Annotated in this window: 12 protein-coding genes; 7 read left to right on the plus strand and 5 right to left on the minus strand. The window is 64.8% G+C overall.

From position 1 onward, the window contains the following. Positions 1–16: 16 nt before the first annotated feature. Positions 17–895: an NAD(P)-dependent oxidoreductase gene (locus Q0025_RS05820; RefSeq protein ID WP_297296948.1), complete on the minus strand. Its 879-nt coding sequence runs from the start codon at positions 893–895 to the stop codon at positions 17–19. A gap of 146 nt (positions 896–1041) precedes the next feature. Between Q0025_RS05820 and Q0025_RS05825 the strand changes: the two genes are divergently transcribed. From Q0025_RS05825 to Q0025_RS05835, 3 genes are all read left to right on the plus strand, one after another. Then, the gene (locus Q0025_RS05825) at positions 1042–2541 is read left to right on the plus strand and encodes a pyridoxal-dependent decarboxylase (RefSeq protein WP_297296949.1); all 1500 of its coding nucleotides are present in this window, start codon (positions 1042–1044) and stop codon (positions 2539–2541) included. Positions 2542–2559: 18 nt separating this feature from the next. Further along, on the plus strand, positions 2560–3327 hold the full coding sequence (locus Q0025_RS05830; RefSeq protein ID WP_297296950.1) for a 1-acyl-sn-glycerol-3-phosphate acyltransferase: 768 nt from the start codon (positions 2560–2562) through the stop codon (positions 3325–3327). Positions 3328–3420: 93 nt separating this feature from the next. Then, entirely contained in the window at positions 3421–3969 is a 549-nt protein-coding gene (locus Q0025_RS05835; protein WP_297296951.1) for a hypothetical protein, read from the plus strand. Between the two features lie 33 nt (positions 3970–4002). Here Q0025_RS05835 and Q0025_RS05840 read toward each other — a convergent pair whose 3' ends face one another. Beyond that, the gene (locus Q0025_RS05840; RefSeq protein WP_297296953.1) at positions 4003–4533 is read right to left on the minus strand and encodes a gamma-glutamylcyclotransferase; all 531 of its coding nucleotides are present in this window, start codon (positions 4531–4533) and stop codon (positions 4003–4005) included. 125 nt (positions 4534–4658) lie between these two features. On the opposite strand from Q0025_RS05840, the gene Q0025_RS05845 reads away from it, so the two are divergent. Then, positions 4659–5717: a DUF2125 domain-containing protein gene (locus Q0025_RS05845; protein ID WP_297296955.1), complete on the plus strand. Its 1059-nt coding sequence runs from the start codon at positions 4659–4661 to the stop codon at positions 5715–5717. Position 5718: 1 nt separating this feature from the next. Here Q0025_RS05845 and Q0025_RS05850 read toward each other — a convergent pair whose 3' ends face one another. The 3 genes from Q0025_RS05850 to Q0025_RS05860 form a co-directional block, all read right to left on the minus strand. Continuing rightward, positions 5719–6669 (minus strand): prephenate/arogenate dehydrogenase family protein, encoded by a 951-nt coding sequence (locus Q0025_RS05850; protein WP_297296957.1) that lies wholly within the window; start codon positions 6667–6669, stop codon positions 5719–5721. Continuing rightward, a complete protein-coding gene (hisC, locus tag Q0025_RS05855) occupies positions 6662–7792 on the minus strand; it encodes a histidinol-phosphate transaminase (RefSeq protein ID WP_297296959.1) in 1131 nt (376 codons plus the stop codon). Before hisC ends, Q0025_RS05850 begins: the two co-directional genes overlap by 8 nt. Before the next feature lie 80 nt (positions 7793–7872). Then, the gene (locus Q0025_RS05860; protein WP_297297033.1) at positions 7873–8721 is read right to left on the minus strand and encodes a chorismate mutase; all 849 of its coding nucleotides are present in this window, start codon (positions 8719–8721) and stop codon (positions 7873–7875) included. Between the two features lie 242 nt (positions 8722–8963). Between Q0025_RS05860 and Q0025_RS05865 the strand changes: the two genes are divergently transcribed. The 3 genes from Q0025_RS05865 to Q0025_RS05875 all read left to right on the plus strand — a co-directional run bounded on the left by Q0025_RS05865 (position 8964) and on the right by Q0025_RS05875 (position 12098). Next, positions 8964–10145, plus strand: coding sequence for a homoserine O-acetyltransferase (locus Q0025_RS05865; RefSeq protein ID WP_297297035.1), 1182 nt, complete (start codon positions 8964–8966; stop codon positions 10143–10145). A gap of 33 nt (positions 10146–10178) precedes the next feature. Then, positions 10179–10796: a methionine biosynthesis protein MetW gene (metW, locus tag Q0025_RS05870; protein ID WP_297297037.1), complete on the plus strand. Its 618-nt coding sequence runs from the start codon at positions 10179–10181 to the stop codon at positions 10794–10796. 75 nt (positions 10797–10871) lie between these two features. Next, entirely contained in the window at positions 10872–12098 is a 1227-nt protein-coding gene (locus tag Q0025_RS05875; RefSeq protein ID WP_297296961.1) for an MFS transporter, read from the plus strand. Positions 12099–12107 lie beyond the last annotated feature (9 nt).

The following is a 12107-nucleotide window of genomic DNA, read 5'->3' on the forward strand; positions in this document are numbered from 1 at the left end:
TCCCTGTGGGCTTGTGTTACTCGTCGGCGAGCGCGGCGCGGCGGAAGGCCACGCGCGATACGGCCGCCCAATCCTTATCACCTTCGCCATGCGCGATGGCGTCGACGAAATTATCTCGCACGACGCTGGCGAAAGGCAGCGGCGCGCCCGCCTTTTCGCCCGCCGCCAGCATTAGCCGGACATCCTTCAGTCCGAGCGCCAGTTTGAATCCCGCCTCGAATTTTCGTTCTAGGATGGCTGCGCTATAGGTCTTGTAAGCCGGGGCGGCGAACAAGGTTCCGGTGAGGATTTCGGCGATCGTCCGCGGCGGGACATTCTGGCGCTCGCCGAAGGCGAAGGCTTCCGACATCGCCTCGATCGCCGAGACGAGGACGAAATTGGCCGCGAGCTTGGCGACATTGGCAAGATGCGGCGCCTCGCCGACGACCCAAGTCGCCTTACCGATCGTGTCGAGCACCGACTTGACGCGGGCGATGTCGGCGGCCTTGCCGGCGGCCAGCACATTGAGTTCACCTTTGGCCGCGACATCGGGGCGGCCCAGTACCGGCGCGCCGATATAGGCGACACCGGCTGCGGCATGCAGCGTTTCGAGCCGTTTGGCGAAATCGACCGAGATCGTTGCGGTGACGAGATGGACGAGGCCGGGGCGTGCATGCGCCAGCAGACCGGGCGCGATGATCACCTCTTCGATCACCTCGTCAGAGGCGAGCATCGTAAGCACGACATCGGCTTGGAACGTTTCCGCCGGGTCGCCGACGGCCTCCGCCCCTTCGCCGCGCAATGTCTCGACTGCGGCCTGCGACCGGTTCCAGACCCGCACCCGATGCCCGGCCGCGATAAGCCGCGACGCCATGGCCGCGCCCATGCCGCCCAGTCCGATAAACCCTACGTCCACCGTGCTCTCCTATGCTATTTTGTTGCGGCCCATTGACTTTTGTCCGCATTGCGCCACCCGTTCCCGCTGCTTATTTGCGCTTGAGGCGGCAATTGGGCTAGGGCCTTGGCGGTCAAGACTGGTTGTAGGCCGCAAGAGGGAGAGATTTGACCCGCCCTGCTGATTTCGACGGTGCCGGCGACGCCTCTGCGACGGAGCGTGACGAAAGCCTCGATCCGACGGATTGGGAGGCCTTCCGCGCCGAGGCGCATCGCGGCCTCGATATGATGGTCAATTATCTGCGCGACGTCCGCCAGCGCAAGGTCTGGCAGCCGGCGCCCTCGGCCGTGCGGGCGGCGTTCAAGTCGCCGCTGCCGCGCGAGGGCAAGCCGCTCGGCGAATTGCTCGATACGTTCCAAACATCCATGCTGCCTTATGCGACGGGCAATATCCATCCGCTCTTCATGGGCTGGGTGCATGGCGGCGGCACGCCGGTCGGCATGGTCGCCGAAATGCTGGCGGCGGGCATGAATTCGAATTGCGGCGGCCGCGATCACATCGCCATCGAGGTCGAGCGCGAGATCACGCTGTGGCTGGCCGAGGCCTTCGATTTTCCGCGCGAATCCTCCGGCCTCTTCGTCACCGGCTCGTCGATGGCGAATATGATCGCCGCGCTCGTCGCCCGCACCGATGTCTTGGGCGAAGACGTGCGCACCCATGGCCTACGCGCCAGCGCCCAGCTTGTCGGCTACGCCTCGAGCGAAGCGCATGCCTGTATCGAGCGCGCTTTCGAAATGGCCGGCGTCGGCTCGGCTTATCTGCGCCGCATCCCGGTCGACGGCAAAAGACAATTGGACGTGAAAGCCCTGCATGCGGCGATCGCGCAGGATCGCGCGGCCGGCTTTCAGCCCTTCATCGTCGTCGGCTCGGCCGGGACGGTGAATACCGGTGCCATCGATGATCTCGCCGCGCTCGCCGATCTCTGCGCGGCGGAGAACATCTGGTTCCATATCGACGGCGCCTTCGGCGCGCTCAGCGCTCTGTCGCCGGAACTGAAGCCGCTGGTGAAGGGGCTCGAACGCGCCGATTCGGTCGCACTCGATTTCCACAAATGGCTGCAGGTGCCTTATGATGCCGGCTTCTTCATCTGCCGGCATCCGGATCTGCACCGCCAGACCTTCATGAGCACGGCCGCCTATTTGGCCCGCGCGCCGCGCGGCCTTGCCGCCGCCGACATCTGGCCTTGCGATCTCGGCCCGGATCTGTCGCGTGGCTTCCGCGCGCTGAAGACCTGGTTCACCTTCCAGGCTTTCGGCGCCGAGCGGCTCGGCGCCACGCTTGCGCAGACCTGCCGGGTGGCGAGACATCTCGAAAGTCTGATCCGGCGATCGTCGATTTTCGAACTCAGCGCCGATGTGACGCTCAACATCGTCTGCTTCGGCGTCAAGGGCGATGCGACCGGGCGGATCAATCGCGCGATTGTCATGGACCTGCACGAGGCCGGCGTTGCGGCCCCGTCGACGACCAAGCTCGGTGGCCGGCCGGTGATCCGCGCGGCGATCGTCAATCACCGGACACAGATGCGCGATATGGACGCTTTCGTCGCCGCCGCCGAGGCCTGCGCGGTGCGCATCCTCGCCGAACAGGCTGCCCCTGTCGCCCCTTGAGGAGCGCCGAGACCGACCATGCGATTGTTGCGATCGGCGCTTTTCAATCTCTGCTTCTATCTGCTCATCATCGTGCTGATGCTCGCGGCGCTGCCGGCTTTGGCGCGGGGCGGCGAGGCGATCGAGAGCCACGCGCGGCGCTGGGCGCGCTGGTCGATCGCGCTGCTCGAGTTAATCTGCGGCGTCAAAGTCGAATTTCGCGGAATAGAAAATTTGCCCGCCGGCGCGGCCATCATTGCCGCCAAGCACCAATCGACGCTCGATGTGCTGGCGCTGATCCTGGCGGTGAAGCATTTCACCTTCATTTATAAGCGCGAGCTTGATTTCATTCCGCTGTTTGGCTCGTATCTGCGCGCCTGCGGACAGGTGTCGATCGACCGCAGCAAGCGTGCCGGCGTGCTCGGCCAGATCGTCGCTGCGGCGAAGGCGACATTCGCAAAGAACCGCCGCCTCGTCATCTTTCCCGAAGGCACGCGCCGCCCCGTCGGCGCCCCGCCGCTCTATAAGGCCGGCGTCGCGCGGCTCGCTGAAGCGACCGGGGTCAGCTGCGTTCCGGTCGCGCTCAATTCCGGGCTGTTCTGGCCGCGCCGCCAGTTCATGCGCCAGCCCGGGACCATGGTCGTGGAATTCCTGCCGCCGATTCCGGCCACGCTCGACAAAGACACGTTCATGCAAAGTCTTGAAAGCCGGATCGAGACCGCCAGCGACCGGCTGATCGCCGAGGCTTTGGCCAAAGATGCAAGCCTCGCCCGTCCGTCCGCGGCGGCGGGGCTTTCGCGGAGCTGACGGGACCGTTGCCGTTCGGCTTGACCCGGTTTCTGGGATTTGTTCCAATTTTGTTCTTGCGAATCACTCGGTATTGAGTGCATGGAATCGATCATGACGATCATCAAAGGACCGCAGGCGAGCCTCTGTCCAAGGACCGAGAGCTCCTGCGGCGACTCTGCCCGAGCCATGTCGCTCTTGTTCCTGTTGCGGCGCTGGCGCGCCAAGAATGCCGGCCTGGCTGCGGCGCCGCGCGCCAAGCCTGAGGATGCGCCGTCGAGCAATACGGCGCTCGCAAGCCTTGTCGGCGGCGACTTGGCGGAGCGGTTTCATGCTTGGCTTGGCCGTTCCGGCCGGCGCTATATCTGCTCGGTCTTTCCGGTCGATCGGCGCGACAGCGAGGGTGGCCTGCCCGATTTCGCCGAGGCGATCGTCATCGCGGTCAAGGCCGATGCAGCGGGGCAGCGCCGGGTCGTCGGCTTCTGCCAATGCGAACATGGCGCCGGCCCCGTCGCCCGCCATGCGTTCGTGAGCGCCGCCATCGCCGCGGGCGCGCAGCAATGGCATGTCCATCTTCTGACCGCCGATCCGCAGAAGCGCCGCGCCGCGATTGAAGATATCGAGGCGCTCTGTCAGCCGACCCGCGGCCTCGTGCCGGCTTGAGCGCCGCGCGGCTGCTTCGGACGTGACTGACGCTTAATCTGCCGCCGTGGCAGCAAATTCCTTCGCGAGCCAGTCGAGCACGGCGTCGGCAATGCCGAGTTCGGCGAGATGGGCCTGGGTGGCGCGGACGTAGTCCGGATTCGCACCGGAGACGCCCTGGCCTTGCGCAACAAGGCGGATGATAGCGTCGCGCTCGAGCCGGCCGGCGTATTGAAGATGATTGCGGTCGACCGCATAGGTCAAAACCGTGACGCTGCCGCCGTCATCGAGTTCGGCATCCAAATTCACTTCGCGATAGACGGACGTGACCTGCTCGCGCGCCCGCAGATAGGCGATCGTTTCGTCGCGATGGTCCGCGGCGACGCGGAAAGCGATGCCGCGGCAGGAGCCGCCGCGGTCAAGCCCCAGCACGAGGCCCGGACGCTCCGGTGTGCCGCGGTGGACATGCGAGTAGACGCAGAGCGCGCGGTGATAGCCGCGGACGCGCGCCATTTTGCGTGCCAGGTAAGGGAAGCCCGGCCGCCACATCAAGGAGCCGTAGCCGAAGACCCATAGATCATCCATATCATTGAAATTTAGGCGAGATATTTGGCGCTGTAACGGTGGCGCGACGCCAGACCAACAAAATTCCTCCGGATTTGTGCTTTTCCGCTAGATCTCGCGTTTGGCCAGAACCAGGAGAAGCCGCATTGGAGAGCCGTCCGACCATCGCCGCCGTGCCGGCCCGCAAGCGGGTGTCGCCGTTGCTCTGGCTTTTGGGCCTTTTGATCGTCGCCGGGCTCGGCTGGTCGGGTTTCTGGGCTTTTGCCGCCAGCCAGACGGGTCAGGCGCTCGAAGCCTGGGTGGCGCGCGAAAAAACTTTCGGCCGTATCTGGTCTTGCCCCAATCCGAAGATCGGCGGCTATCCGACAGCCATAGCGATCACCTGCCCGTCGCCGCGCTTCGACGGGCTGATCTTCGGCCACACCTATAGCGGCACGTTGCAAGGTTTTTACGTGACGGCGCCGCTCATGCAGCCGCGCGACATCAGCGTTTCGGCGGACTCGCCTTTCGCCGCCGTTTCCAAGGACGACAAGGTCAATTTCCAGCTCGCCTGGAGCCATCTGAACGTGCGCCTCAACGGCCTGCCGCAGGACCTCTGGCAGGCGGCTGTCGATGGCCGGGATTTTGTGCTTCATGGCGGCGCCGGTGCGCTCGCCTTCGGCGGCAAAGTGAACGATGCCGTAATCACCGCCGCGCAACGCGCAGGCCAAGATGGCCAGACCCTCGATTTCAACGTCATCTTGAACGGCGCGACATTGCCGGCGATCGATCAGATTCTTGGGCCGGGCACGCCGGCCGACGTCGCCGCGCAAGGCAGCGTCACCAAGGCCGATTTCGAGACGGGTCTGACGCCAGGGCAAAATCTCGACCGCTGGCAAGCCGCCGGTGGGCGCGTCACTCTCGCCTCGGTCAGCTTGACGCGCGGCGATACGAAATTCGTGGCGCGCGGCAGCTTCGCCCTCAATGCCGCGCATCGGGTCGACGGCCATTTCGATACCAAGAGCAGCGGCCTCGAACCGGTCATGCAGCACTATGGCATCGATCCGGGCTTGCTGAGTTTCGGCGCGCTGCTCGGCAATTTGCTCAGCGGCCATTCGAACGAGCCGCAGCAGCCGACGGTGCTGCATCTGCCGGTCGATATCGACGATGGCCGCATTGCCGTCGGGCCGATCCGCACCAGCCTCAAGCTGCCGCCGGCTTATTAGCTCAGGCCTCGTCGTCGCGGTGGCGGCCAAAGTCGGGCGCGGCGATCTCCTGGCCTTCCTCGATAATGCCGCGGCGGATCGCGCGGGTGCGGGTGAAGAGGTTGAACAACCCTTCGCCGTCGCCGTTGCGGATCATTCGTTGCAGCGCCGTCAAATCCTCGGTGAAGCGGCCGAGCGTTTCGAGCACCGCCTCCTTGTTGTTGAGGAAGACATCGCGCCACATGGTCGGGTCAGACGCGGCGATGCGGGTGAAGTCGCGGAATCCGCCGGCGGAGAACTTGATCACCTCGGATTGGGTGATGGCCTCAAGATCGGCGGCCGTGCCGACGATGTTATAGGCGATCAAATGCGGCAGATGACTGGTGATCGAGAGCACCAGATCATGGTGCTGCGGCGTCATGATCTCGATATTCGCTCCGGCCGCGGCCCAGAATTCGGCAAGCCGCTTCACCGCCTTCGCGTCGGCGCCGTCAGGCGGCGTCAGAATGCACCAACGATTGACGAACAGGGTCGCAAAGCCGGCGGCGGGGCCCGATTCTTCCGTCCCGGCGACGGGATGCGCCGGGATGATCGCAACATGCGGCGGCAGGTGCTTCGTCAGAGCTGCAAGCACGGCGCTTTTGACCGAGCCGACATCGGAGACGATGGCGCCGGGCTTGAGATGCGGCGCAATCTCCTGCGCGACCGCGGCCATGGCGCCGACGGGCACGCAGAGGATGACAAGGTCGGCATCGGCTACCGCCTGCGCCGCTGTTTCGGCGACCGTATCGGCGAGGCCAAGCTCGGTGACCTTGGCGCGGACCGTGGCCGAGGCATCGCCTGCGACGAGCACGCGCGCGAGTTTCTTCCGCCTGATGACGCGCGCCAGCGACGAGCCAATGAGGCCGATGCCGATCAAGGCGACGCGGTCGAAGAGCGGCGCCGCGAGCGGGGCGCCCAAGCCGTCAACCACGCTGGGAATCCTTTGCGGTTTTTGCCTGCACGAAACCGGCGAGCGCGGCGACGACAAGGCGATTGGCTTCCTCCGTGCCGACGGTCAGTCGCAGGCATTGCGGCAGAGAATAGGTCTCGACCGCCCGCAAGATCAGCCCGCGCTTCGACAAGAAGGCGTCCGCGGCGCGGGCTTCGTCCGCATCGTTGAAATGCAGCAGCAGAAAATTGGCGACGCTTGGCGTCACCGGAATGCCGAGCGCAGTGATTTGGTCGCGCAGCCAGGCGAGCCATTGCGTGTTGTGCGCGATCGATCGCGCGATATGCGGCTCGTCAGCGAGAGCGGCGATGCCGGCGCGCATCGCCGGCGTGTTGATGTTGAACGGGCCGCGCAGCCGGTTGATCGCATCGGTGATTGCCGGCGGCGCATAGCACCAGCCGAGCCGCAGCGCCGCGAGGCCGTAGATCTTCGAAAAGGTCCGCGTCATCACGACATTATTGCGCGTGCGGGCGAGTTCGAGGCCCGGCTCATAATCCGCGCGGGTCACGAATTCCGCATAGGCCGCGTCGAGAATCAACAGCACATGCGGCGGCAAGGACTCGGCGAGGCGCGTGATCTCGCGGGCTGGCAGATAGGTGCCGGTCGGATTGTTGGGATTGGCGAGGAAGACGATCTTGGTCTTCGGCGTCACCTTGGCGAGGATCGCATCGACATCGGCGGTGAGACCGACCTCGTGGGCGACGACCGGCGTGCCGCCCGCCGCGAGAATGGCGATGCGGTAGATCGAAAAGCCGTGCTTCGTATAGATGCCCTCGTCGCCGGGGCTCAAAAAGGCATAGGTCAAAAGGAAGATCAGTTCGTCCGAGCCGGCCCCGCAGGTGATCTGCGCCGCATCGACGCCGTGCCGTGCGGCGATGGCCTCGCGCAGCGCATGCACCGAGCCGTCCGGGTAGATGGCGAGCGCGTCGGCGGCCGATTTCGCGGCATCGATTGCACGCGGGCTCGGCCCCAGCGCCGATTCGTTCGACGACAGCTTGAAGATCTTGGCCGTGGTCGCGGCGGCGGCCTTGCCCGGAACATAAGGCTCGATCGCCAGCACGCTCGCGCGGGGCTGCGGCGCTGCGGCGATATCGGAAGACGTCATCTTTGCGGGCTCCAAATGGTCGCGCTCCAAATGATCGCGTTCATGCTCGCGCACCGGCGGCGCGGAGACGAAACGTTGCGCTAGCTGGCTCTGACAAAATCAAAACGCGCGGCATGGCTGCCGATTTCCGTCAAATCCGATGGCGTCATGCCACGCCCGGCCAAAGTTTCACGCAGCGCCGCGGCTGAAAGCGTGCCCGGCGCGGCGAGGAGCAGGGCGCTTTGCTGCGGCGCTCTGGCGATGATTTCCACACCAGTCCCGTGCAAAGACGGGTCGATGTCATACCAATGGCCGCGCCAATCGCCGAGCGTCGCGGCATAAAGCACGACATCGCGGGCGGCGCCGTCCTCGACCGGCTTGGCGATGACGAAGAGCGGCGTGCCGGCGGGATGGTCATGGCGCTCGACGAAGGGCAGCCGGGCAATGATCTTCGGCGCCGTCGGCGCTGTCAGGTGCTGCCACCAAGCGCCCGCCGCCGGACCCGCTTCAACCGGGACGAGGCCAAGGTCGCCCGACGCCTCGGCAACGGCTCCGACGACCGCGGCAACGCCTTGATGCGCGATATAGGGAACGGTGAAGCCGAAGTGGAAGCGGCAGCCGTCGCGCATCTGCGCGTCGCCGCCGGAAATGTCGGCATGGACGCTGTAATTCGCCTGCACGAAGGTGAAGGTCGAAATGATGATCCGCCAGATGCTTTCCACCGTGTCGAGCGGTAGAATGCCTTTATGGCGTTCGACGAGCCGGCGCATCATTTCGGCTTCGCGGCCGGGCCGGAAGGCGCTGCCGCCACCGGTCCGGGCCTTCACCGCAATCAGTCGGTCGATGATCTCGCCGCGCTGCATGAGCATTTCATGCAGGCAGGCGTCGATCCGGTCGATCTCGTTGCGCAGATCGGCCAAGGTTTCGGGGGTAGGGCGTCTTTCAAGCATCATGGCATCGCATCTTTGCGGACTTCTCTTAAAGAGAATCGCGCCGGGGCGAAACGCTTTTCCGGTTGCGTCCGGCGCGCGGCAAGGCCCACCGCTCCAAGCTGGCGACTGTGCATCGACATACCTAAATCCAACGCGTGAGGCGCTTGCCCGCCGCGCCGGCGCCGCTTGACACCGGCTTTGCGGCACTTCTATAAATCGGACGTAGTGTTCGTCAAAGCGAACAAAGGTTCATTGTGACAATCGTCCCCACCCAGAAGGCCCTGAGCCAGCTCGAAGCGGATGCGCCGCATAGCCTCGTCGTACGCTTCGGCGCCGATCGGCCGCTGAAGATGGACGCCGGCGTCGATCTCGGCCCGCTGCAGATCGCCTACCAGACCTACGGGACGCTCAACCCGGCAAAATCGAACGCCATCCTGATTTGCCATGCGCTGACCGGCGATCAACATGTCGCGAGCACGCACCCGATCACCGGCAAGCCCGGCTGGTGGGAAGTCATGATCGGGCCGGGCAAACCGATCGATACGGACCGCTATTTCGTCATCGCCTCGAATGTCGTCGGCGGCTGCATGGGCACGACGGGCCCGGCTTCGACCAATCCCGCGACCGGCCGCGCCTTCGGCCTCGATCTGCCGCTCGTCACGATCCGCGACATGGTTCGCGCCCAGGCCATGCTGATCGATCATCTCGGCATCGAGAGCCTGTTCGCGGTCATCGGCGGCTCGATGGGCGGCATGCAGGTGCTGCAATGGGCGGCGAGCTATCCGGCGCGCGTCTTCGCCGCCATGCCGATCGCGACCGCGGCGAAACATTCGTCGCAAAACATCGCCTTCCACGAAGTCGGCCGCCAAGCGGTGATGGCCGATCCCGAATGGCGCCAGGGCCGCTATCTCGACGCCGGTGTCAGCCCGACCAAGGGCCTCGCCGTCGCGCGCATGGCCGCGCATATCACCTATTTGTCGCAGGAAGCGCTGCAGCGAAAATTCGGCCGCAAGTTTCAGGATCGCGCCGCGCCGACCTTTTCCTTCGACGCGGATTTCCAGATCGAAAATTATCTGCGCTATCAGGGCACGAGCTTCGTCGATCGTTTCGACGCCAACTCCTATCTCTATGTCACGCGTGCCTGCGATTATTTCGATCTCGCCGAAGACTACGGCGGCTCGCTCGCGGCGGCCTTCAAGGGGACGAAGACGCGCTTCTGCGTCGTCTCCTTCGATTCGGACTGGCTTTATCCGACCTCGGCCTCGCGGGCGATCGTCCATGCCTTGAACGCCGCTGCCGCGTCGGTGTCTTTCGTCGAGATCAACACCGACCGCGGCCACGACGCCTTCCTCCTCAACGTTCCGGAATTCTTCGCCACGACGCGCGGCTTTCTCGACGCTGCGGCGCGTGCGCGCGGCATCGCACCGGCGGCCAAGGGGTAGCGCGTGGCGGATAACGGAGCACGCACCGCCGTCATGCTCTCGCAGACGGCCCGCATCGACCTTCTCGTCGTTGCCGATATGGTCGCGCCGAAGAGCCGCGTGCTCGATGTCGGCTGCGGCGACGGCACCTTGCTGCGGCTTCTCGCGGAAGAGCGCGGCGTCGATGCGCGCGGCATCGAGCTGTCGCAAAGCGGCGTCAACGATTGCGTCGCCAAAGGGCTTTCCGTCATTCAGGGCGACGCCGATACGGACCTCGCCGATTATCCCGACGATGCCTTCGATTATGTGATCTTGTCGCAGACCTTGCAGGCGACGCGCCGGCCGCGCGCGGTGCTCGAACATATGCTGCGCATCGGCCGTCACGCGATCGTCTCGTTCCCGAATTTCGGCCATTGGCGCATCCGCGCGCAGATCGCGCTCGCCGGCCGGATGCCGGTTACGAAAAGCCTGTCGGCTTCATGGTACGAGACGCCCAACATCCACTTTTGCACCATCCGCGATTTCATCGGCCTCGTCGACGAGATCGGCGCCAAGACCGAGCGCTCGATCGCGCTCGACCATCAAGGCCGGCCGCTGCGCGTCGGGGCGCCCTGGTGGGTCCTGAACCTGATCGGCGACCAGGCGGTATTCGAATTGTCGCGGCGGAACTGACGGACGCGCTTCACCTGAAACCAACCGGCAACGGCCGCGTTAGAGGTGATTGTGCAGGTCTAGCGCGAGGCGGTCTTGGACAAATCCGCTCCGGCCCAATCGCGGCGCTTCAACCCGGCGTCGCTCGATGCGCTCAATTTCTTCCTCGCCGATGTGCGCACGGGCTTTGGTCCCTATCTCAACGTTTTCCTCGTTACGGAACGGCATTGGAGCCAGTCGGACGTCGGGCTTGTGACGACGATCGGGGGGCTGCTTTCGATTCTTGTCCAGACGCCGGTCGGCGCGATGATCGATGCAACGCGGGCAAAACGCGCGTTGATCGTCGGCGCGCTTGTTCTCATGGCGCTGGGTTCGCTTGCGGTTTTTCTCTGGCCGCAGTTCCGCCCGGTCATGATCGCCAATGCGTTCGTGATGACCGTCGGCGATGTCTTTCTCCCCGCGGTCGCGGCGCTGACCTTGGGCCTTTATCGGCGCCAGGATCTGGCGCGGCGCCTGGGGCGCAATTCGGCTTTCGATCATGCCGGCAACATCGCGTTCGCTCTGGTTGCGGCGGTCATTTGCTATTATTTTTCACAGCGGGCGGTCTTTGTTCTTGCCCCCGTCTTTGCTGCATGGGCGGCCGCGTCGGTTCTGGCGATCCCGGCCGATGCGATCGATTTCGAGCGCGCGCGCGACGCCGAGGTTGGCGCAGGCGAGGCGTCCCATGTCGCCGGTTATTCGATTCTCATTCAATCACGCCCGCTTGTCGTTTTCGGATTTTGCGCGCTGCTGTTTCATCTCGCCAACGCGGCGCTGCTGCCGCTTGTCGGCCAGGAACTGGCTTTGCAACATCCGCGCGAAGCGACAGCCATGGTCTCGACCTGCATCATCGCCGCGCAAGGCGTCATGCTGCCGATCGCCTTGCTCGTCGGCCGCAAGGCCGATTCTTGGGGCCGTAAGCCGCTTTTTCTTGCCGGTTTTGCCGTGCTGCCCCTGCGTGCCGTGCTCTATACACTTTCCGACAACAGCGTCTGGCTGATCGGGGTGCAATTGCTCGATGGAGTCGGCGCCGGCATTTTCGGTGCCCTCACGCCGTTGGTGATCGCCGATATCATGCGTGGAACCGGCCGCTACAATCTGGCGCAGGGCGCGATCGCGACGATGCAGGGAATCGGTGCGGCGCTCAGCGGGCTTGCCGCCGGCGTAATCGTCGATCATCTCGGCTATCGTTGGGGATTTCTTACCCTCGGCGCGCTGGCGGGCATCGCGTTCGCGGTCTTTCTGATCGCGATGCCCGAAACGGCCGCAAGACGCGGCCAATGAAACGCCGCC

The sequence above is a fragment of the uncultured Methylovirgula sp. genome (assembly GCF_947646745.1).
In the GTDB taxonomy this organism is placed as follows: Bacteria; Pseudomonadota; Alphaproteobacteria; order Rhizobiales; family Beijerinckiaceae; genus Methylovirgula.